The 22,502-nt window shown below is 45.1% G+C and carries 21 protein-coding genes; 14 read left to right on the top strand and 7 right to left on the bottom strand.

The features are described 5' to 3' along the window. Nucleotides 1-48 precede the first annotated feature (48 nt). The gene (locus OH456_RS23955; RefSeq protein ID WP_270034362.1) at nucleotides 49-849 is read right to left on the bottom strand and encodes a sporulation protein; all 801 of its coding nucleotides are present in this window, start codon (nucleotides 847-849) and stop codon (nucleotides 49-51) included. Between the two features lie 271 nt (nucleotides 850-1,120). Here OH456_RS23955 and OH456_RS23960 point away from each other — a divergent pair, with 271 nt between their 5' ends. From OH456_RS23960 to OH456_RS23980, 5 genes are all read left to right on the top strand, one after another. Then, the gene (locus OH456_RS23960) at nucleotides 1,121-1,318 is read left to right on the top strand and encodes a hypothetical protein (RefSeq protein WP_270034372.1); all 198 of its coding nucleotides are present in this window, start codon (nucleotides 1,121-1,123) and stop codon (nucleotides 1,316-1,318) included. A 116-nt stretch (nucleotides 1,319-1,434) separates the two neighbouring features. Next, nucleotides 1,435-1,701: a YihD family protein gene (locus OH456_RS23965; RefSeq protein WP_006073010.1), complete on the top strand. Its 267-nt coding sequence runs from the start codon at nucleotides 1,435-1,437 to the stop codon at nucleotides 1,699-1,701. A 226-nt stretch (nucleotides 1,702-1,927) separates the two neighbouring features. Continuing rightward, entirely contained in the window at nucleotides 1,928-3,346 is a 1,419-nt protein-coding gene (gene ccoG / locus OH456_RS23970; RefSeq protein ID WP_006073011.1) for a cytochrome c oxidase accessory protein CcoG, read from the top strand. Between the two features lie 61 nt (nucleotides 3,347-3,407). Further along, complete coding sequence (locus OH456_RS23975; protein ID WP_198558518.1) at nucleotides 3,408-4,391, top strand: serine/threonine protein kinase; 984 nt, start codon at nucleotides 3,408-3,410, stop codon at nucleotides 4,389-4,391. A 51-nt stretch (nucleotides 4,392-4,442) separates the two neighbouring features. Continuing rightward, nucleotides 4,443-5,042 carry a thiol:disulfide interchange protein DsbA/DsbL gene (locus tag OH456_RS23980; protein ID WP_031493306.1) on the top strand — a complete coding sequence of 200 codons (600 nt, stop codon included), beginning with the start codon at nucleotides 4,443-4,445 and terminating at the stop codon, nucleotides 5,040-5,042. A 45-nt stretch (nucleotides 5,043-5,087) separates the two neighbouring features. On the opposite strand, the gene OH456_RS23985 is transcribed toward OH456_RS23980, so the two are convergent. Next, the gene (locus OH456_RS23985) at nucleotides 5,088-5,972 is read right to left on the bottom strand and encodes an acyltransferase (protein ID WP_006073014.1); all 885 of its coding nucleotides are present in this window, start codon (nucleotides 5,970-5,972) and stop codon (nucleotides 5,088-5,090) included. A gap of 199 nt (nucleotides 5,973-6,171) precedes the next feature. Between OH456_RS23985 and OH456_RS23990 the strand changes: the two genes are divergently transcribed. Together OH456_RS23990 and OH456_RS23995 are read left to right on the top strand one after the other, a co-directional pair. Beyond that, nucleotides 6,172-7,158 (top strand): DUF2860 domain-containing protein, encoded by a 987-nt coding sequence (locus OH456_RS23990; protein ID WP_270034363.1) that lies wholly within the window; start codon nucleotides 6,172-6,174, stop codon nucleotides 7,156-7,158. Nucleotides 7,159-7,301: 143 nt separating this feature from the next. Then, nucleotides 7,302-8,276: a DUF2860 family protein gene (locus OH456_RS23995; protein WP_270034365.1), complete on the top strand. Its 975-nt coding sequence runs from the start codon at nucleotides 7,302-7,304 to the stop codon at nucleotides 8,274-8,276. Here OH456_RS23995 and OH456_RS24000 read toward each other — a convergent pair. Further along, on the bottom strand, nucleotides 8,273-9,796 hold the full coding sequence (locus OH456_RS24000; RefSeq protein ID WP_124940463.1) for a YifB family Mg chelatase-like AAA ATPase: 1,524 nt from the start codon (nucleotides 9,794-9,796) through the stop codon (nucleotides 8,273-8,275). The two genes, OH456_RS23995 and OH456_RS24000, sit on opposite strands and share 4 nt — an antisense overlap. Before the next feature lie 483 nt (nucleotides 9,797-10,279). On the opposite strand from OH456_RS24000, the gene ilvG reads away from it, so the two are divergent. From ilvG to ilvA, 5 genes are read left to right on the top strand one after another with little or no spacing between them, the layout of a single operon-like run. Continuing rightward, nucleotides 10,280-11,926 carry an acetolactate synthase 2 catalytic subunit gene (gene ilvG / locus OH456_RS24005; protein ID WP_270034366.1) on the top strand — a complete coding sequence of 549 codons (1,647 nt, stop codon included), beginning with the start codon at nucleotides 10,280-10,282 and terminating at the stop codon, nucleotides 11,924-11,926. Beyond that, nucleotides 11,926-12,207, top strand: coding sequence for an acetolactate synthase 2 small subunit (gene ilvM / locus OH456_RS24010; protein ID WP_006073039.1), 282 nt, complete (start codon nucleotides 11,926-11,928; stop codon nucleotides 12,205-12,207). The genes ilvG and ilvM overlap by 1 nt, the downstream gene beginning before the upstream one ends. 14 nt (nucleotides 12,208-12,221) lie before the next feature. After that, a complete protein-coding gene (locus OH456_RS24015; RefSeq protein WP_006073040.1) occupies nucleotides 12,222-13,175 on the top strand; it encodes a branched-chain amino acid transaminase in 954 nt (317 codons plus the stop codon). Nucleotides 13,176-13,187: 12 nt separating this feature from the next. After that, nucleotides 13,188-15,029 (top strand): dihydroxy-acid dehydratase, encoded by a 1,842-nt coding sequence (gene ilvD / locus OH456_RS24020; protein ID WP_006073042.1) that lies wholly within the window; start codon nucleotides 13,188-13,190, stop codon nucleotides 15,027-15,029. Between the two features lie 5 nt (nucleotides 15,030-15,034). After that, a complete protein-coding gene (ilvA, locus tag OH456_RS24025; RefSeq protein WP_006073044.1) occupies nucleotides 15,035-16,573 on the top strand; it encodes a threonine ammonia-lyase, biosynthetic in 1,539 nt (512 codons plus the stop codon). Between the two features lie 31 nt (nucleotides 16,574-16,604). Here the strand turns inward: ilvA and punR are convergent, their stop codons facing one another. Further along, nucleotides 16,605-17,504 carry a DNA-binding transcriptional activator PunR gene (gene punR, locus OH456_RS24030; RefSeq protein ID WP_088876462.1) on the bottom strand — a complete coding sequence of 300 codons (900 nt, stop codon included), beginning with the start codon at nucleotides 17,502-17,504 and terminating at the stop codon, nucleotides 16,605-16,607. A 139-nt stretch (nucleotides 17,505-17,643) separates the two neighbouring features. Here punR and punC point away from each other — a divergent pair, with 139 nt between their 5' ends. Beyond that, on the top strand, nucleotides 17,644-18,849 hold the full coding sequence (punC, locus tag OH456_RS24035; protein WP_124940464.1) for a purine nucleoside transporter PunC: 1,206 nt from the start codon (nucleotides 17,644-17,646) through the stop codon (nucleotides 18,847-18,849). A gap of 38 nt (nucleotides 18,850-18,887) precedes the next feature. Here punC and OH456_RS24040 read toward each other — a convergent pair whose 3' ends face one another. Continuing rightward, the gene (locus OH456_RS24040; RefSeq protein WP_124940465.1) at nucleotides 18,888-19,664 is read right to left on the bottom strand and encodes a transporter substrate-binding domain-containing protein; all 777 of its coding nucleotides are present in this window, start codon (nucleotides 19,662-19,664) and stop codon (nucleotides 18,888-18,890) included. A gap of 92 nt (nucleotides 19,665-19,756) precedes the next feature. Between OH456_RS24040 and OH456_RS24045 the strand changes: the two genes are divergently transcribed. After that, nucleotides 19,757-20,500, top strand: a complete 744-nt coding sequence (locus OH456_RS24045) for an amino acid ABC transporter permease (protein WP_252038587.1) — start codon at nucleotides 19,757-19,759, stop codon at nucleotides 20,498-20,500. A gap of 57 nt (nucleotides 20,501-20,557) precedes the next feature. Here the strand turns inward: OH456_RS24045 and glmU are convergent, their stop codons facing one another. Further along, on the bottom strand, nucleotides 20,558-21,919 hold the full coding sequence (gene glmU, locus OH456_RS24050) for a bifunctional UDP-N-acetylglucosamine diphosphorylase/glucosamine-1-phosphate N-acetyltransferase GlmU (protein ID WP_038222699.1): 1,362 nt from the start codon (nucleotides 21,917-21,919) through the stop codon (nucleotides 20,558-20,560). A gap of 153 nt (nucleotides 21,920-22,072) precedes the next feature. After that, nucleotides 22,073-22,495 carry a F0F1 ATP synthase subunit epsilon gene (locus tag OH456_RS24055; RefSeq protein ID WP_006073053.1) on the bottom strand — a complete coding sequence of 141 codons (423 nt, stop codon included), beginning with the start codon at nucleotides 22,493-22,495 and terminating at the stop codon, nucleotides 22,073-22,075. Nucleotides 22,496-22,502: the final 7 nt, after the last annotated feature.

A 22,502-nucleotide genomic window follows, 5' to 3' on the forward strand; every position in this document is an offset into this window, starting at 1 on the left:
TAGTGATTAAAGAGTATGCCATATTCAGCTAACATGCGTTAGCTGAAATTAGGTTGTTTGCTCTAAGTAAGCCAGAACTTGCTGACCCGCTTCTTCACCAGGCAGTGAACTTGGGATCTGCATTTCTCGTTTCAGTTGCCCTAAACCAATGAGACTTGAGAGCATGCCTTTTACTCCCTCTTTATTTCTATCGATTTCAAACCATAACTTGAGTTCATCTTCACTACGGTAAGCAATGATCTCAAGCTCACGCCAGCGACCATGGTAAGGCCCTGTGGTTGGAACAAACTCAAACTCTTGAACAAACGGCATAACAAAGCCCTTTGCCGCTTCGCACTCAACCTGACGAATACGTAACCCTTGCTCTTCCAAAGCAGAGAATATGCCGTCCACTAATGGGTCTGGCCTCACTGTCAGCATATCTTTATCTGTTGGATCAGCTGCTAGCGCGATATCCAATCCAGTTTCCAACCATACTTTAGAATCACCAATTGTCACTGGAGTATTCCAAGGCACGTCAAGCTCAACCTCAAAGTCTCGTGTTTCTCCTGGCTCAATGGTAAATGCGTAAGGCAGCTTCCATGTTTGCAGCTCAAAGGTTTTCGATACTCTTTTTTTCGGTGCGCCCGGTTGATTGCTATTGTCGTGGTTACTACGTGCTACCTCATCAATATAGCGACAACAAAGCCTCATATTGATGTTATCCACAGTCTGGGCAGTGTTACCACCGTAGACGTGAATCGTAACTTTCGCTGTCTCGCCGGGATAGAGATATTCTTGGTGAAGAACAGAATCCACTCGCGCGGCGCCGATACCAAAACTTGCTAAGGTTTTCTTAAAAAAAGACATACGCACATCCATTTATATCCCAAGATAGTGCTACCGTTTTATCGCAAAATGATCGAGAAAACAAATATCCAACGCACAAATCTATTGTGGAAAAAACAACCAATAATTCACTGCAAACTATCGTATCCACACAAACTTGGTGGTATTCTATGCGTGATATGCATGCATATCATTATTCCTGATTACTTATTTGGAGTGGCATAAGTCAAAAAAGAGTGACATTGAGTGTTATTTCGGTGTTCTCATAAGTAATCAGGCCATTAGATTGGCAATGGAATTGCCTGACTTGTTAGGTAAAACAATGCGCCCAACACCCGTCAGGTTTTCGTACTCAAATCGTGGTGCGTCGCGTCGTCGCAGTGGTTTTGTTTCTGCGCCTATCGCAAAAAAAGTCGCTCCTTCAATGACGCTCGTTGAACAAAGTGTTCGTATGGCACCAGCTCCAACCAGAGTTGTTAAAGCGGCATAATAAAAAGCGCAGTTATCCTGCGCTTTTTTTTGTGTCCAATTCCTTCACTTATTGGTATTAGCCTCGATTTTTGGTACTTTTACTCAAAAATACTTATAAAAATTGTGGAGAAAGTTATGAAGTGTCACCGCGTTAACGAACTCATTGAGTTGATACATCCAGAATGGCAGAAAGAACCTGACCTTAACTTACTGGAATTTATTATAAAACTGTCCAATGAAGCTGGATACGAAGGTAAGCTTGAAGATCTCACTGATGATGTTCTTATCTACCATCTAAAAATGCGTAATAGCCAGAAAGACGAAATGATTCCAGGATTGGCGAAAGACCAAGAGGATGACTTCAAAACCGCACTCTTAAAGGCTCGCGGCATCATCAAATAACCAAATGTTATAAAAACGACCCTCTAAGGGTCGTTTTTTATATGAGCCGACGCTAATTTTGTTGTTAAAGGTTGATAGCCTTAAAGAAATGAAATTGTTATCAAGGTTATAATCGCTGGGTTTTAATACTGCGTACTGATTAGTAAGTGACTTACCAGTCGTAGCAATGTCGGAATAGATAGAGTGCGTCAAAACGCACCGTCAGCCCAAGAAGGACAGCCTCAGCATGAGTCAGGATAAAATTGACGTAAAGGATGTAACACCCAAAACGTTCAACCCCAAAACCCACAAAGGCAACGGAGATCGATTTAACCCAAGCAATCGCATCTACGTTCGTGAAAGTAAAGGAACCTTTCAAAAGCTTAGACGCTACGGCGGCTGGTTTTTACTCCTATTGTTCGCACTGGTACCTTGGATACCTTATGGCGAGAGACAAGCGGTATTGCTTGATATTGGTAATCAGCAATTTAACTTTTTTGGCACCACACTTTATCCGCAAGATCTCACCCTACTCGCGTTACTATTTATGGTGGCCGCATTTGGCCTGTTTTTTATCACCACGTTTTTAGGTCGAGTATGGTGTGGCTACTTATGCCCACAAACCGTCTGGACCTTTATGTACATTTGGTTTGAAGAAAAACTAGAAGGCAGCGCCAACAAACGACGCAAGCAAGACAGTGGAAAACTCAGTCCAAACCTCATTATGCGTAAAGGTCTCAAACATGTCGCTTGGTTAGCTATCGCGTTAGCGACTGGCTTTACCTTTACCGGTTATTTTGTGCCAATTGGCGCGCTCGTTAGTGATTTTTTCACCTTTAATGCCAGTTTCTGGCCCGTATTCTGGGTGTTGTTTTTTGCCGGTTGTACATACGCGAATGCAGGGTGGATGCGCTCCATCATGTGTATCCATATGTGCCCTTACGCTCGCTTCCAGTCAGCCATGTTTGATAAGGACACCTTTATTGTTGGTTACAACAGTCAACGAGGTGAAACTCGCGGCCCTCGCTCTCGTAAAGCAGACCCGAAAAAACTGGGCTTAGGTGACTGCATTGACTGTGACCTTTGTGTACAAGTATGCCCGACAGGCATTGATATCCGAGATGGCTTGCAGTACGAATGCATCAACTGCGGCGCTTGTATTGATGCGTGTGACAAGACTATGGACAGAATGGGCTATGAGAAAGGTCTCATCAGCTACACCACGGAGCACCGCCTCTCAGGTAAACACACCAAAGTCATGCGACCAAAGCTGCTAGGTTATGGCTCGGTATTACTAGTGATGATTGCCCTGTTCTTTGTGCAGATTTCGGCCGTCGACCCCGCGGGGCTGAGTGTTCTTAGGGATCGTAACCAACTGTTCCGAGTTAACAGTGATGGTCTGGTGGAGAATACCTACACCTTGAAGGTCATCAATAAAACACAACAAGAGCAACAATATACGCTCAGTGTTTCCGGACTAGAAAATGCAACTTGGTATGGACGACAAACCATTTCCGTTGAACCAGGTGAAGTCTATAACTTGCCGATCAGTTTAGGTGCTGATCCAGAGCAACTCAGTTCACCTGTATCGACAATTCAGTTTATACTGAGCGACAGTAATGACTTCTCAACAGAAGTAGAAAGTCGATTTATTAAGAAGCTCTAACCGACGTGTTAGCTACCTATTATAGGAAAAGGGCTCAGCAATGAGCCCTTTTATTTTATACATGACAGATAAAGCCTTTAACTTTGATGCCCTCACTCCTGATTTCATGTGGTATGCCTTAGAAAGCATCGGTGTTCGAGCAGAATCCGGCTTGCTTGCTCTTAACAGTTACGAAAACCGCGTCTATCAATTTACTGATGAAGATAGAAAACGCTTTGTGGTCAAGTTCTATAGACCGCAACGTTGGAGCCGTGAGCAAATCCAAGAAGAGCACGACTTTTCCAATGAATTGGTGGAAAACGAAGTACCTATTGCAGCGCCTCTATCGATTAACGGAGAGACTATTCATGAGTATCAAGGTTATCTGTTCACTCTGTTTAATAGTGAAGGTGGCCGCCAGTTCGAGGTTGATAATCTAGAGCAACTAGAATGGGTGGGTCGATTTATGGGCCGTATCCATCAGGTAGGAGCTCAAAAGAACTTCATCCATCGTCCGACAATTGGTCTGGAAGAGTACGTATATCAGCCAAGAAAGCTGCTGCAGTCATCTACATTCATCCCTGCGCACTTAGAAAATGCATTTTTCAGCGACTTAGATTTACTGATCTCGCAAATTGAAGCGCATTGGCAACCGAGTGAAACCATTCGTCTGCATGGCGACTGCCACCCGGGCAACATTCTTTGGCGTGACGGTCCGATGTTTGTGGACCTAGACGATGCTCGTAATGGGCCTGCTATTCAGGATTTATGGATGTTGCTCAATGGCGATCGACAAGACAAAATGATGCAACTTGATGTTCTGTTGGAAGGATATCAAGAATTTGGTGACCTGCCTAACGATCAATTGAAACTAATTGAGCCTTTACGTGGTCTACGTATGGTGCACTACATGGCCTGGTTGGCAAAACGCTGGCATGATCCTGCATTCCCACAAGCCTTTCCTTGGTTCAATGATGCCAAATACTGGGAAGGACAAGTGCTCGGTTTTAAAGAACAGATTGCCGCGCTGAATGAAAAGCCACTTTCATTACAACCGCAGTGGTGACAAACTATCCCCATTCCTGATAAGGATTTGGTTTTACACATGGAGAAAATAATGAAAAAAATCATCGCATTATTTGCGACGCTTCTAGTCAGCCTGGGAGTAAGTGCAGCACAATTTCAAGAAGGTACTCACTATAAAGTTCTAGACTTAGAAAAATCCTCTAAGCCTGTGGTAACAGAGTTCTTCTCGTTCTACTGCCCACACTGCAACAGTTTCGAGCCTATAATTGCACAGCTTAAGAAAAAGATTCCAGCAGACGCTAAGTTCCAGAAGAACCACGTTTCTTTTATGGGTGGCAACATGGGCCTTTCAATGAGCAAAGCCTACGCGACTATGGTGGCGTTAAAGATTGAAGACAAGATGGTTCCTGTGATGTTTAACCGTATCCATAACATGAACAAACCGCCTCGCAATGACGAAGAACTACGTCAAATCTTCTTAGATGAAGGTGTGGACGCGAAGAAATTTGATGCCGCATTTAACGGCTTTGCTGTTGACTCTATGGTGCGTCGTTTTGATAAGCAGTTTAAAGACAGCGGACTTTCTGGTGTCCCTGCTGTCATCGTCAATAACAAGTACCTAGTCGAAGCTGGTGGCATTCAGTCATTGGATGAGTACTTTGAGCTGGTAAACTTCCTATTGAAGAAATAAGCCGCTCTAAAATGTAAAAACCGAGCCCATATGAGCTCGGTTTTTTTATTTGGTGTGGATATCATCGAGTACTTGGTCCTTGTCCTTCCAAACCTCACCTAACCACTTTTGGAACTCTCGCTTGTAAGGCTTATCGTTGAAGTAATCACCCAGAATTTTCTCATCTACAGGCAAAATACGAACCTTTACAACGATTTTTTTCATATCACCCTTTAATACCGCTTTAAAAGGCTCATCCGTATTTTCCGGATACGCCAGAGTGACATCAATAATATTTTCAAACTGGTCACCCATCGCAGCCAATGTATAAGCAATGCCACCGGATTTAGGTTGTAATAGATAGTTGTAACCCGCGCTACTTTTCTTCTGCTTATCGGCAGTAAAGCGCGTTCCTTCTACATAATTCACCACTGTCGTTGGGGTATCTTTAAACTTTGCACATGAACGGCGAGTCGTCGCGAGATCTTGTCCTCGCTTTTCTGGGTGACGAAGCAAATACTCACGTGAATAACGCTTCATAAACGGCATATCTAGCGCCCAACAAGCCATGCCGACAAAAGGGACATACAAAAGCTGTTGTTTCAGAAAAAACTTAGGCATTGGAATGCGATCTTTAAACACGCTGCAGAGCACAACAATGTCAGTCCAGCTTAGGTGGTTACTGATCATCAAATACCAACCATCTTTTCGCAGTGATTCTAGCCCTTCAATGTCCCATACCACCTTGGGATTGACCAAATGAAGAATACCGTGATTCACCGTCGCCCATAACCACATAAAGCGATTAGCTAAAGACGTACACAATCGCTGTAGAGACTTGATCGGAATTAGAAATTTGATCAATCCAAACCCAAGTATAGGAATCGAACAAAATGCCGTATTAATGATGACCAGAGAGGCACTAATAATAAAAAGTAGGTATCCAAGCATAACCAACTATCTATGATTCGTTTGTGACAATTTTATGGCGGTTAATTGTACAAGGCGTACTGCCTTGTGCAATGATTTTATCATTGGTCTGATTTGTGTTGTAACTCAAAAAAAACGAGCTTATTCTGAACTAATAACATAGCATAAACATATAATTACAATCGTTACCAAAATAATCAGAACATGATAAGGATCAGTTATGAAACAGGCATGGAGTGTCTTGGCAGTGTCCCTTGGTCTTGTCTCGCAGGTAGCAATGGCTAAGTTGGGAGAAAGCAATGGTTTTAGCGGTGAAATTGCATTAAACGCGGCTTACGCAAGCAAAACATCGAATCTTACTAATACCGACGATGAATTTCGCAACTACACTGGTAGTCAACAAGAAGACAGCGGCGCATTAGTACTTCCCCTCGGTAGTCTTCAATATACCTTTGGAGCGCAATCAAACCATCAATTGTTTTTAGGTACATCACGAGCCGATATTGCCGTTGGTACGGTAGCACTTGAGGCGGGTTACAAATACCTATTTCGCGATAAAACCAAAGTGAGTGTTTCTTTCTTGCCAACCATTCTAGAGGGTGAAGTCTGGCAAGATCCCTATACGACAGATACTCGCAATACTACCAAAGAAAAAGGCAACGCGTATCGTCTACAACTAGACAATATTGCCGGATCGTTATTCAGCTTGGACCTTGCCTATGGCAAACGTGAACTGGATGAGGAGCGCTCTGGTACAGGAGTACCTGCCTTATCTCCACAGGAAGCACAACTCCTAAGTCGTAACGCTGATATCCTCTATGGTAAGTTCAAAATGATGTTACCTGTGAGCCAACAAGTATTACTCTATCCCGCTCTGATTTACACCCAGCAGGATGCGGATGGCAATGCAATGAAACACAATACTTATGGTGCAGAGTTATCCTCTTTCATGTCGTTTGGAAATCACAAATTAGCACTGACGTTAGGCTATTTAAAACGTGATTACGATGCAGCAAATCCAATCTATGACAAAACTCGTGGCGATGATGAATGGAAGGCTTTCCTAGCATATGAGTATCCGGGAATTTTCTACTCCGATAACTTATCGCTTGTTGCCTTTGCCGGTGCGACTAATAGCGATTCCAACATCGACTTCTACGATGAAAAAGACTGGATCACCGCAGTTGGCCTAAACTGGAAATTCTAATAGGTCATAGGCACACCCATTACCTTCCGTTATACGTGGCTTAGCGAAGCATTTTGCTAAGCCATTTTTTATCGCTACAGTACCCGCCAAGTTTATAAGGAAATAACCTCTTTACCCACAACCTACTGATTTATGGATATGTCATGGCTATTCGATACTTCTTGCTTTCGCTTATAGCATTTACTGCGACCTACAGCTCTCTATCTGTCGCTTCACTAGCTCAGAGTAAAGGCTTTAGTGGTGAAATATCAATCAGTAATACACTGGTAGGAGAAAAATCCAATTTGGTCGCCAGTACCGATCCCAAAATCAGCGCCTCTCAAGAAACATACGATGAGTTTTGGATGCCATTAGGTGTAGTCAATTACACTTTTGGATCGCAAAGCTATAAACAATGGTTCATTGGAACTTCCCGTAACGATATTGCCGTCGGAACCTTTGTATTAGAAGGCGGTTATAGACAACAACAAAACGATGGTTCTATATGGAGTATTTCTTACTTACCGACCGTCCTCGGAGAACCGATTTGGAACAATCCATACGTCGGCGCCGAACAACTGCAAGCAGCGGAAGCAACAGGCGATGCTTATCGTTTTCAAATGGAGAACATCGCAGGCTCACTGTTTACCCTAGATTTGGCATACGGTACCCGAGTTGTTGATGAAGAGTTTTCGGCAAAAAACCTTAATCTTGACTCAGATTATGATAGGAATAGCCATCTCTACTATGCGAAAGGCTCCTACACGTTAGCGGTTAATAATCACTGGCTGTTGTTTCCATCGGTGATTTATGTGGTTGATGATGCTAAAGGTCAAGCCGTCAGAAACCAAGGGGTTGGCAGTGAACTTACTGCCCTATTCACCTACCAGCAACACAGCATTGCCGCGACCATGAGCTATATGAATCATGAATATCGTGGCGAGAATGTCATTTTCGATCAGAATCATCGTATCGATGAAAAATACTGTGCATTTCTGGCTTATGAATACCTCTCTTTATGGAATATTGATGCATTATCTTTAATATCCCTATCAGGATACAACGCGACAGATTCTTCCATCGCCTTTTATGAGTCCGCCGATTGGATAACCTCCGTCGGTATGAACTTCGCCTTCTAAACCGCTTGCGCAGTCAATTGTTTTAGCAACCTATCCATAGCGCGATATCCTAACGCTTCAGCTAAATGTTCTCTTTGAATATCATCCTCACCGCCAAGATCAGCAATAGTACGTGCTACTTTGATAATTCGATGATAGGCGCGAACAGAGAGCCCTAAACGGTGTAGAGCATTCTCAAGAAACTCTGCATCTGTTTTCTTTAAGCGACAATAGTCCTCGATTTCACCGCTGTGAAGGAGTGCATTCACCTTACCATTGCGACTTAACATCACATCACGCGCTCGATGAACACGCTGACGCACGACTTGAGTTGACTCCCCTCGCTCTCCCCCTTCAGACAATGTTCCTTTGGGTAATGAAGGTATTTCAATCGACATATCAAATCGGTCGAGCAAAGGCCCCGATAATCGACTGAGGTAGCGTAGAATTAGCTGAGGGTTGGTACGTGACTGATTGCCTTCATAGTACCCAGTAGGACTCGGGTTCAATGCGCCGACGAGTTGGAATCGAGCTGGAAAACGGGTTTTCCCTTGGGCTCGGGAAATAATAATTTCGCCTGACTCAAGCGGCTCTCGAAGTGAGTCCAAGACTTTTCTTTCAAATTCGGGCATTTCGTCGAGGAATAGTAATCCATTATGTGCCAGAGAAATTTCTCCTGGTCTTGGTATCGAACCTCCGCCAACTAATGCAGCCATAGAACTCGAATGATGAGGGGCACGAAAAGGCCGCGTTTTCCAATTGTCTTCATTGATTTCTTGCTGCGTCAACGACGCGACCGAGGCAGTTTCCATCGCTTCTTGTTCGCTCATTTCAGGTAATAGGTCGCAAAGCCGTGAGGCCAACATGGTTTTTCCGGTTCCAGGAGGACCGAGAAAGAGTAGGTTGTGATTTCCGGCTGCGGCAATCTCTAAAGCTCGCTTTCCCTGTTGTTGGCCGATGATATCCTGTAAGTCGCGTGTTTTCGGCACCATCTTTATCTGTTTAGTGTCGGTATATAGGGATAAAGCTTGTTGGCCCATCAAATACGCACAGACATCGAGTAGACCTGATGCTGATTTATGGTGCTCTCGGCCAACCAACGCCGCCTGATTACCATTGCCTTCTGGCACCACTAAGCATCGACGGCTTTTGTTAGCGGCGAGTGCAGCAGGTAAAACACCTTTGACGACTCTTAGCTCTCCAGAAAGCGCTAGCTCGCCAACAAATTCATGTGAGAGTAGCTTATCGTGAGGTAACTGATCAGACGCCGCCAAAATACCTAACGCAATAGGAAGATCAAATCGCCCCCCCTCTTTAGGCAGATCCGCAGGAGCGAGATTCACCGTGATTCTCTTCGCCGGAAACTCAAATCGTGAATTGATGATGGCACTACGTACTCGGTCTTTAGATTCCTTAACTGTCGTCTCTGGAAGTCCTACCAGTGTAAAACCGGGCATACCATTACTGATGTGGACTTCAACCGTAACCAAAGGTGCTTCAACACCAACGCTCGCTCGACTATAAATAATCGATAATCCCATGAAATCCCTTTTTCCTTCCAATTTCTCTCACTTAAATGGTTAAAAGTCAGAGTTTTATATATACCCCATGTTATACAGCCATATTTAATGCTGAGTAAATGTGAAAAAAGTATGATTTTTTGCTTGTCAGGTAACAGAAATTTGTGATACCACTAGTGACGCAAACATTTTCGTTAGAAACAACACAACGATTTAGAAACAAGATAATGACTTTTAACGCTCACTCTCACACTCTGATTAGCTTGATTATTGTGGTCCTGATTGGTACCGCACGGGGGCATGTGGGCGGAAAATAACCACGAGATTCAAAAAACCCCCGCACTGAAAAGTCCGGGGGTTTTTTTACAAACTCAAAATATAAATTTGATAGTGATCACTCATAGAAACCCTCTCGGTGGATATGACAGGAAGAAATGGAGCACACAATGTGCAATCGAACGACAAACAGTCACGACAGCAAGCGTGACACCCAAGGAGGCTATAATGACAGGTGCTGAATTAGTTGTAGCCGCATTGAGACAGCAAGGCATTGAAACGGTATTTGGCTATCCTGGTGGAGCCATCATGCCAATCTACGATGCTCTGTATGATGGTGGTGTAGAACATATCCTCTGCCGACACGAGCAAGGCGCTGCAATGGCTGCCATTGGACTGGCAAGAGCCACCAAAGACGTTGCTGTTTGTATGGCCACCTCCGGCCCCGGCGCCACCAATCTCGTAACCGGCCTCGCCGACGCTTTTCTCGATTCGATCCCTCTCGTAGCTATCACTGGTCAAGTTGCCAGCTCCCATATCGGTACTGATGCATTCCAAGAAATGGATGTGATTGGTATGTCTCTCTCATGCACGAAACATAGCTATCTGGTCACGGATATTGAAGAGTTAGCTCCAATTCTTGCCGAGGCATTTGAAGTTGCTAAAACAGGCAGACCTGGCCCTGTTATTGTCGATATTGCTAAAGATGTCCAACTTGCTAATGCTCCGGTTGATGTCCTTCCCCCGTTTACGCCACCAGCGATCCCTGTTGCTTCGTCAGAGCAAGTCCAGTTAGCACAGCAACTGCTTGATCAAAGCTCTCGCCCAGTTTTGTATGTAGGTGGTGGTGTGCAACTTGCCGATGCCACAGAGTCTGTACGTGAGTTTTTACGCCTCAACCCTATGCCAAGTGTCAGCACACTAAAAGGCTTAGGTACTATTGAGAGACATGACCCACACTACTTGGGAATGTTGGGCATGCACGGTACCAAGGCCGCAAACTTAGTCGTTCAAGAATGTGACCTTTTAATCGTGGTTGGTGCTCGTTTTGATGACCGCGTGACCGGAAAACTGGATACCTTTGCTCCTCATGCAAAAGTGATTCATATCGATATTGATGCTGCGGAATTTAACAAGCTCAGACACGCTCATGCTGCATTACGTGGTGACATAAACGTCATCTTGCCACAGCTTGAACTGTCAAAAGATATTGCTCCTTGGGTACATCACAGCGAGAGCTTACGCAGTGGTTTTAAATGGCGCTATGACCATCCAGGAGATTTAATTTTTGCTCCACTGCTCCTTAAACAGCTATCAGACATGATGCCTGAGTCTTCGATTATCTCAACGGACGTTGGCCAACACCAGATGTGGGCAGCACAACATATCCAGCCTAGATTGCCTGAGAATTTTATTACTTCGGCTGGTCTCGGCACTATGGGCTTTGGTCTTCCAGCAGCAATGGGAGCAGCAGTTGGTCGCCCTGACGACCAATCAATTCTAATTACTGGTGACGGTTCATTCATGATGAATGTTCAAGAACTAGGCACACTGAAGCGCCGTCAAATACCCGTCAAAATTGTGCTGTTAAATAACCAACGTCTTGGTATGGTTAGACAGTGGCAATCACTGTTTTTTGATGGTCGACACAGCGAAACGATTTTGGATGATAACCCTGACTTTGTCATGCTTGCTAAGGCATTCGATATCCCAGGTAAAACCATTACTCGTAAAGAAGAAGTTGAGCCTGCTCTCAAAGAAATGCTAGAGAGCAAGACCTCGTACATGCTTCACGTGTTGATAGATGAAGAAGAAAATGTATGGCCTTTGGTTCCGCCAGGCGCCTCGAATAGTGACATGTTGGAGAATACCTAATGGACAGATACTTATTAGACATCAAAGCCGATGACAAACCTGTCTTGCTAGAGCGCGTATTACGCGTTATTCGCCACCGTGGCTTTATCATTAAACAAGTGGCTGCAACACAAAACCATGAAAGTAAGATTGCCAGTGTTGAGATCATTGTTGATAGCGATCGCCCTATCACGACCTTGATCAATCAGATTGAGAAGCTTTGGGATATTCGTACCATCGAGGTGACAGAGCTTAAACACAACGAACTGACCAATCACAACTTACAAGAACAAAGTGCATAAGGAAGGAATGCTAAATGGCTAAAAGTACAGCAGATTTTATTTGGTTTAATGGTGAGATGGTTCCATGGGCTGAAGCGAACGTTCACGTCTTAACTCACGCAATGCATTATGGTACTTCTGTTTTTGAAGGGGTTCGTTGTTATAACACACCTAACGGCCCTGTGGTTTTCCGTCACCCTGAGCACGCCAAGCGCCTTAAAGATTCCGCTAAGATTTATCGCTTCCCAATTCCTTACACAGAGGAAGAAATCATGGAAGCAACCCGTGAGACACTACGCCAAAATAAGCTTGAATCCGCTTATATTCGTCCATTAGGTTTTGTCGGTAACGTTGGTCTAGGTGTTTGCCCTCCAGAAGGCACGCAAATGGAGCTCATCATTGCTGCTTTCCCTTGGGGTTCTTACCTAGGTGAAGAAGCACTAGCAAACGGTGTAGACGCAATGATATCAAGTTGGAACCGCGCCGCGCCAAATACCATTCCAACTGCAGCAAAAGCTGGTGGTAACTATCTTTCTTCATTGCTTGTTGGCGGTGAAGCACGTCGTCACGGTTATGACGAAGGTATTGCTCTCAGTGTCGATGGTTATCTATCAGAAGGCGCTGGTGAAAACATTTTCGTAGTCAAAGATGGCGTCATCACGACACCACCAGCAACCAGCGCTATCCTACCAGGTATCACTCGCGACTCAATAATGACGATTGCGAAAGATATGGGCTACGACGTTCGTGAAGCTAACATTGCTCGTGAAGCACTTTACCTAGCAGACGAAGTATTTATGACCGGTACCGCTGCTGAAATCGTTCCGGTACGCAGCATTGATAAAATCGATGTTGGTACAGGTAAACGCGGTCCAATTACCAAAGTTATGCAAGATGCGTATTTTGGCCTATTCAATGGCACCACTGAAGATAAGTGGGGCTGGCTAGATTACGTATACCCAGAACAGAAACCAGCATCAGCAAAATAAGGAAGAAGTACAATGCCTAAATACAGATCAGCCACCACAACTCATGGTCGCAACATGGCTGGTGCTCGTGCACTTTGGCGTGCAACTGGAGTCAAAGAAGAAGATTTCGGTAAGCCAATTATTGCTGTTGTAAACTCGTTTACTCAATTTGTACCGGGACACGTTCACCTTAAAGACCTTGGCCAACTAGTCGCCAAAGAAATTGAAGAAGCGGGCGGTATTGCCAAAGAATTCAATACCATTGCTGTTGATGATGGCATCGCAATGGGTCACGGCGGTATGTTGTACTCACTGCCTTCACGTGAGCTCATTGCCGACTCTGTAGAGTATATGGTCAACGCTCACTGTGCCGACGCCATGGTGTGTATCTCCAACTGCGATAAGATCACTCCGGGAATGCTGATGGCTTCAATGCGCCTAAATATTCCAGTGATCTTCGTTTCTGGTGGCCCAATGGAGGCTGGTAAAACTAAGCTTTCTGATCAGATCATCAAACTCGATCTGGTTGATGCCATGATCCAAGGTGCCGATCCTACGGTTTCTGACGAACAAAGCGAGCAAGTTGAACGTTCAGCATGTCCAACTTGTGGTTCTTGCTCAGGCATGTTCACTGCCAACTCGATGAACTGTCTAACAGAAGCTTTAGGTCTTTCTCAACCAGGTAATGGTTCACTACTTGCGACTCACGCAGACCGTGAGGTGTTATTCAAGAATGCTGGTAAACGTATCGTTGACCTAACTAAGCGCTACTACGAACAAGATGACGCGACAGCCCTTCCACGCAACATCGCCACCAAAGATGCTTTTGAGAATGCAATGGCGCTTGATATCGCTATGGGGGGCTCAACCAATACAGTGCTTCACCTATTAGCAGCTGCTCAAGAAGGTGAAGTGGATTTCGATATGGAAGATATCGACCAAATGTCTCGCCGCGTCCCTAACCTGTGTAAAGTGGCACCTTCCACACCTAAGTATCACATGGAAGATGTACACCGTGCTGGTGGGGTTATCGGTATTCTGGGTGAACTAAATCGTGCAGGCTTGCTTAATAGCCAAACTAAGACTGTTCTTGGCCTTACGATGGAAGAACAACTCAATCAATACGACATCATGTTGACGGATTCCGAGGAAATTAAGTCGTTCTACCGCGCAGGTCCTGCTGGTATTCGCACCACTCAAGCATTCTCTCAAGATTGTCGCTGGGATACCTTAGATGATGATCGTGAGAATGGCTGTATTCGCACAAAAGACAACGCCTATAGCCAAGATGGTGGTCTCGCAGTGCTGAAAGGTAATATTGCTCTAGATGGCTGTATTGTTAAAACAGCAGGTGTAGATGAAGGCAGCCTGGTATTCCAAGGCCCTGCTGTTGTTTTTGAAAGCCAAGAAGATGCGGTTGATGGCATTTTGGGTGGTAAAGTAAAAGCAGGCGATGTTGTGGTTATTCGCTATGAAGGACCAAAAGGCGGTCCGGGTATGCAAGAAATGTTGTACCCAACCACATACCTAAAATCGATGGGCCTTGGTAAAGAGTGTGCACTTCTTACTGATGGTCGATTCTCTGGCGGTACTTCTGGCCTATCTATCGGTCACGCCTCTCCAGAAGCGGCAAATGGCGGTACTATTGGCCTTGTCAAAGACGGCGACACTATTAGCATTGATATCCCGTCACGTAGCATCACATTGGATGTCGCTGAATCTGAGCTTGCTACTCGACGCGCAGAGCAAGACAAGTTGGGCTGGAAACCTGCTGATCGCGAACGTACGGTCTCTTTAGCACTTAAAGCTTACGCTAACCTTGCAACCAGTGCAGACAAAGGTGCGGTGCGCGATAAGTCGAAACTCGAGGGCTAACAACAATGAGTGCAGCAGATAATCATCCTGAGTCTGGCGCAGATTATCTGCGCCAGATACTCAGAGCACCGGTTTATGAAGTGGCGACCGTAACGCCACTTCAAGAAATGCCAAGATTGGCAGCACGCATCGGCAACCAGGTTCAAATCAAGCGTGAAGATCGCCAGCCTGTGCACTCGTTCAAGTTGCGCGGCGCCTACAACATGGTGGCCAATCTGACTGATGAGCAAAAACGTGCAGGTGTGATTGCCGCCTCAGCGGGTAACCATGCTCAAGGCATGGCACTATCTGGCACGAAACTGGGCATCAATACCACCATTGTGATGCCTAAAACCACCCCTGATATCAAGGTTGAAGCGGTTCGTGGCTTTGGTGGTAACGTCGTTCTGCATGGTAGCAATTTTGATGAAGCTAAAGCCGAAGCACAGCGTCTGTCAGAAGAACATGGCTACACCTTTGTGCCGCCTTTCGATCATCCATTGGTGATTGCAGGGCAAGGCACCATTGGTATGGAAATGCTGCAGCAAAATGGTCACCTCGACTATATTTTCGTTCCTGTTGGCGGTGGTGGTCTAGCTGCGGGTGTTGCAGTCTTGGTCAAACAACTGATGCCTGAGATAAAAGTCATTGCTGTTGAACCGGAAGATTCTGCCTGTCTTAAAGCTGCGATGGATGCTGGGGAGCCTGTAGTACTCGATCAGGTCAGTATGTTTGCAGACGGTGTTGCGGTTAAAATCATTGGTAATGAAACCTTCCGACTGTGCCAGAAATATATTGATGGCCACATTACGGTTTCTAGCGATGAAATCTGTGCCGCAGTGAAAGACATCTTTGAAGATACTCGCGCTATTGCCGAGCCATCAGGTGCACTGGCACTTGCTGGTCTGAAAAAGTTTGCTGAGCAAAATCACTTGCAAGGTAAGCATCTAGGCACAGTGCTTTCGGGTGCTAATACTAATTTCCATGGCTTACGTTATGTCTCTGAACGTTGTGAACTCGGTGAAAAGCGTGAAGGTATACTAGCGGTGACCATTCCAGAGCGCCAAGGCGCCTTCTTCGAGTTCTGCAATATTATTGGTGGCCGAGCGGTTACTGAGTTTAACTACCGATACAACGATGACAAATTGGCCAACATTTTCGTCGGTGTGCGTCTCGTAGGTGGTCAAGAAGAATTGGATGGCATCATTAGTGATCTCAGAGCGAGTGGCTACCCTGTGGTTGACCTCTCTGATGATGAAATGGCAAAACTGCACATTCGCTATATGATTGGCGGCAGACCGTCAAAACAGCTTAAAGAACGCCTATATAGTTTTGAATTCCCAGAGTATCCAGGAGCGCTACTTAAGTTCTTAAGCACGTTAGGGACGCATTGGAATATCAGCTTATTCAATTATCGTAACCAAGGCGCAGATTACGGTCGAGTTTTATGTGGTTTTGAATTGGAAGATAGTGATTTGAATGAGTTCTCGGCTCATCTGAGAGAACTGGGCTACCAGTGCAAAGACGAGACCGATAATCCATCTTATAAGTTCTTTTTATCTTAATCAGAAAATGGGAAGTGGCTGCTTCCCATTTTTATTTTAACCAATCGCGATACAGCTGAGCTTCATCCCCTAAGTACTCTACCATCCAATCCAATAGATTATGATTATCGTGCTTTCTCCACACCAAGCAACACTCACTTGGTGCTTGAGCATCTTCGAGAGTTCGCTCCACCAGCATGCCGTAGTCGATAAGTGGCTGAGCAATGTGTCTAGGCATGTAACCAATGCCTACGTTCTTTTTCAAACACTCGATGGCAGTAAACCAATTGGGTAGCAATAAGCGCCGCTGTTGCGGGTAGTGCTCATTGTGACGCTTAGGTAATACTCGCGACGTGTCATCAATACAAATGGCGGTAAATTGACTGACAAAATCTTCATCCAATTGCGCCTGATGAGCACATGGATGCGAGGGCGACATAACCAAAGCCCAGTCTAGGCTGCCTATTTTCTTAACGCCGTATTCACCACTGACAGGAATCGCACTCGTCGCGCCAATCACAATGTCCGCTCGTTGCTGGGAAATAGCTTCCCAAGAGCCGTTATAGACCTCCATATTGATCTGCAGCTCAGCAAACTCAAACTCTTGATAGAAATCTTCAATCAGGTCAGACAGCTTATCTACTCTAACCACATTATCTAAGGTCAGCTTTAAGCTACTTTGCCACCCTAGAGCTGTACGTCGTGTCTGGTGAGTAAGTTCATCCATTTTGCGCAGCATTTGCCGAGCTTCCACCATGAAGACTTCACCGGCCGAGGTTAACTCAACCTTTCTTGGTAGCCGAGTAAACAGTTTTACCCCAAGTTCTTGTTCAATCTGTCGCACACTGTAGCTAATCGCAGAAGGCACTTTATGCAATACCTCGGCGGCAGCGCTAAAGCTTCCTAATCGAGCAACCACATCTAGCATTTCTAATGATGAGCGAGAATACATACTTTAGCTTTCAAATTTTTTGATAGATAACTACAAAATATAGCGTTTTATTTTTCTAAGATCCAAAAATAGAATACACACCATCAGCAGTATGGGCTGGCGCCAATTCATTCCTGTGAAAATATTTCAAGGAATAACAATGAAAATAACTAAACTACAACTCATCTATCTTGCGACCTTATCCATGTTGGGCTTCATAGCTACCGACATGTATTTGCCTGCGTTTAAACTCATTGAGCAAGATTTTGCGACTGGACCAGAACAGATTGCTCTGTCATTGACGGTCTTTTTAGTCGGTATGGGGCTGGGTCAGTTCCTATGGGGACTAGCCAGTGACCGTTTTGGACACCGTAAAACCCTATTTGCAGGACTCGTTATCTTTACGATTGCCTCGGTAGGCTTAGCTTGGAGCCAAGAAGTATGGCAACTGCTAGCACTGCGCATGCTACAAGCTATTGGTGTCTGTGCGCCAGCTGTGATTTGGCAGTCTATGGTGATCGACAAATTCGATAAAAAAACAAGCCAGCAGATATTTGCCACTATTATGCCTCTCGTCGCCCTGTCTCCGGCACTAGCACCTCAACTTGGCGTGTTATTAACTGAATTATGGGGATGGCATAGTATCTTTGTCGTACTGGCGATCACTGGCGCTCTACTAGCCATGATCACCTTATCGATGAAAGATCATAAAAAAGCAGAGCATAAACAATCATCTGTTGGTGCTGATCTTAAGAGTCTATTGGGGTCACGTGAGTATGTGGGCAACGTGATGTTGTTCTCAGTCGCTTCTGCAGCGTTCTTCGCCTACCTAACTGGTATGCCAGAGATTATGAGCCAACTGGGCTATTCGGCAAAAGACATTGGTTTGAGCTTCATTCCACAAACCATCGCATTTATGCTCGGTGGCTATATGGGCAAGAAATTGGTGGCTAAATTAGGTGATGACGCGGTACTGAAACAGCTGCTAGGACTAGAGACGGTCGCTATACTGTTAGTATTTGCTGCGTGTCAGTGGGAGCTAACCAGCGTATGGCCAATTCTAGCGCCATTCTGCTTACTTGCAGTCGCTAATGGGGCACTGTATCCAATTGTTGTTAACCGTGCACTATCAAGCGCACCACATTGTTCAGCAACTGCGGCAGGTCTGCAAAATAGCTTACAGATTGGTATTAGTAGTCTAGCCAGTGCGCTAGTTGCAGCATTTGCCGTTGTCGCTCAATCAGCGGTAGGCTATGTGATTCTTGGTTGTTTAGCATTAATGTGGGTCGGTTACCTGATCGCAACACCAGCACTAACCGAAGAACTGACAATACCGGATAACTCACGAGTCGTGAGCGACGAGTAATCAAAAATGGGTGACTGAGTCACCCATTTTTCTAAATATTAAAGACTTTTCAGCCCCCACTTTTTCGCAGTTTCTTCAAAGAAACCCTGCGTTTTTTTCAGCTCTACCCAATGATTCACATAGTTAATCCAAACTTGGTCACTTTGTGGTAACAGCATCGAAATCGGTGTCGGCTTGCGAGGCTTCTTAACAGGTACAATGGCAAGTTGCTTGAACTTGGTTACTAACGTTGCCGCTTCCACATTTGACGTCACTGACACATCGGCACGACGCGCGAGTAATTCTTGGAAGTCACGAGCTGGTGCTTCAATAACAATGTGCTCAGCATCTGGGAAAAAGTCTTTCACCATTTTCTCTTGCACGGTACCGAGCGTGGCAGCCACTTTTACATCAGGTTTGTTAAAATCGGCCCAATCAGAAAATTTCTCCAGGTCTTTCTTTTGAACCACGGGGACAAATGCCAGATAAAAATAGGGCTGGCTATATCCCGCCACTTTAGCGCGAGACATATTAAGCGACGCACTGCCCGTCATATCGTATTTGTTAGCAGTAATACCGTTTACTAACGTTTTCCAATCCGTTGCCACGTACTCCACTTTAACACCAAGATCTTTGGCAAGTTCTGTCGTCACGTCAATATCGAAACCACGATACGAATTGGTCGCAGGATCTTTCATGGTCATCGGGTTCCAGTCACCCGTAGTGCCTACACGCAATACACCTGAATCCAAGATCTTCTGCAGACGACTGGTTTCAGCCGCTACCTGACCGATAGAAAGAAAAGTAATAATAAAACCCAGAATCCACTTCTTCATTGAATAGTCCCTAAAATTATTAAACATTAGTGGTACATCCTTGATAACATAGCAGTAACAGATGGATTTTTCAGGAATAATTAGGGACGATTGTGAGCTATCGATTACTTACTGTTGTTTTGTGCCTACCACTTCTAAGTGGCTGTTCTGACTATGAGTGGGGTTGGTATGTACTTGATCCCTCAACTGAACAAGGAAAAACTAACCTCGGCTTTCTATTGGCGGGCTTTAAAGACACTATCTATGTCTCCTTACTAAGTATGATGTTTGCCATGCTTATAGGTCTGCTTGTTGCCTTTCCAGCCTTGTCAGATAAGCCCTGGCTGCGCGCCATTAATCGAGTCTATGTCGAAGTTATTCGCTCCATACCCGTTCTAGTTTTGTTACTGTGGGTGTACTACGGCATGCCCACGTTATTAGACATTTCCCTCAACCATTTTTGGGCAGGAGTGATAGCACTTACTATCGCGGAAAGTGCCTTTATGGCAGAAGTGTTCCGTGGCGGTATTCAGGCAGTGACTCGTGGTCAGCATGAAGCTGCTGAGTCACTCGGCCTCAATTATTGGCAGAAGATGCGACTGGTTATCTTACCGCAAGCCTTTCGTCAGATACTGCCACCACTCGGTAACCAGTTTGTCTATATCCTCAAAATGTCATCATTAGTAAGCGTTATCGGGCTAAGTGACCTAACTAGACGCGCCAATGAGCTGGTTGTAAATGAGTACTTACCTTTAGAAATCTATACGTTTTTGGTACTCGAATACTTAATATTAATACTATTGGTCTCACAAGCTGTACGCTGGCTGGAAAAGCGTATTGCTATTCCAAGCCACTAACCATAAGTATCAAGAGACAAAAAAGGGCCTCAATGAGGCCCTTTCTAATGGAAGAGTTTACTTCTGTTTGGTTGGACGCTGCCATCCTGTAATTTTGCGCTCTTTTGCGCGAGTAATCACTAACTCACCTTCAGCTACATCTTTGGTTAATGTGGTGCCCGCACCAATCGTTGCCCCATCAGCGATAATCACTGGAGCAATCAGTTGACTGTCAGAACCGACAAAAACGTCATTGCCGATAACTGTCTTAAACTTATTTGCACCGTCGTAGTTGCAAGTAATAACACCAGCACCAACGTTAGTGCGCTGGCCAATTTCGGCATCACCCAGGTAAGTTAAGTGATTAGCTTTCGAACCTTCACCTAGACGCGCATTCTTCACTTCAACGAAATTGCCAACGTGCGAATCATTACGTAAATCAGCTCCAGGGCGTAAACGTGTAAATGGGCCAACAGTACACTCCTCGCCAACTGTCGCACCTTCGATTACGCTATAGGGGCGTACAAGTGTGTTATCATCGATTTCACAGTCTTTCAGTACGCAACCTGCACCAATAACTACATTATCGCCAAGAGTTACACTACCCTCGATGATGACATTGGTATCGATTTCTACGTCCATGCCACACTGTAACTGACCACGAAGGTCAAAACGTGCAGGGTCACGTAGCATAACTCCCTGCTCTAATAATTTCTGCGCCTGCATAGATTGGAATGCACGCTCTAGACGAGCAAGCTGAGCACGGTCGTTCACACCTTCAACTTCAATAGGGTTTACCGGGTGAACGGCTTCTACTGCACGACCTTCATTATGAGCAGCTGCAATCACGTCTGTCAGGTAATACTCACCTTGCGCGTTATCATTGCTTAAGCCGGACAACCAACGTTTAAGGTCTCCACCGGTTGCCACCATCACACCCGTATTGATCTCTTTAATCAGCTTTTGTTCTTCTGTGGCGTCTTTTTGCTCAACGATCGCAACAACAGGACCATTCTTACGCACGATACGACCATAACCCATAGGGTTATCAAGAACGACAGTAAGCAAAGCGATACCACCTGTAGGCTGAGCATCTAATAGGTTTTCAATAGTCTCTTCGGAGATAAGAGGTACATCACCGTAGAGGACCAGCACTTTTTCATCATCCGCCAAATAAGGAGATGCCTGATCAACAGCATGACCTGTCCCTAACTGATCGGCTTGTAGAACCCAGTTTACTTTTTCTTGTTGCAAAGCCGATTGCATCATTTCACCGCCATGACCATAAACAAGGTGGATATTCTGAGAACCTAAGCTTTCACAAGTATCGATGACATGTTTTACCATTGGTTTGCCAGCAAGTGTATGCAACACTTTAGGCTTATTGGAATACATGCGGGTTCCTTTCCCCGCAGCAAGAACAACTGCACTGAATTTCATTATTATCAAACCATTGACGTTAATTAAGCTAACGTCATTCTAGCTATGAATGACAATAGTGTTAAATGGATTGGGTAAATTTCTAATAAAAATTAAGCAAAAAGGCGACCCATAGGTCGCCTTTTTCATCGCGGTTAGTTCAGTTTAACTGAATTAACGACGTTTTTTTGTCAGCTCGATTACTCGAAGCTGAGCAATGGCTTTAGCCAGTTCACTGGCCGCTTGCGCGAAGTCCATGTCGCCATGCTGATTCTGGATATGTTCCTCAGCTTTGCGCTTGGCTTCTTCCGCCTTCGCTGCGTCTAGTTCTTCACCACGAATTGCTGTATCAGCCAACACAGTCGCTGTGCCTGGCTGAACTTCAACAATACCACCAGAGACATAAATGAACTCTTCATGGCCGTGCTGTTTAACGATACGCACCATACCAGGCTTGATAGCGGTCAGCAGCGGTGTGTGACCATGGAAAATACCAAGTTCACCTTCGCTACCGGACACCTGGAACGTTTCTACGCGACCAGAGAAAAGCTTTTTCTCAGCGCTTACTACGTCTAGGTGAAAGGTTATTGCTGCCATATCGCCT

Source organism: Vibrio sp. La 4.2.2, from assembly GCF_027586995.1.
Taxonomy (GTDB): domain Bacteria; phylum Pseudomonadota; class Gammaproteobacteria; order Enterobacterales; family Vibrionaceae; genus Vibrio; species Vibrio mediterranei.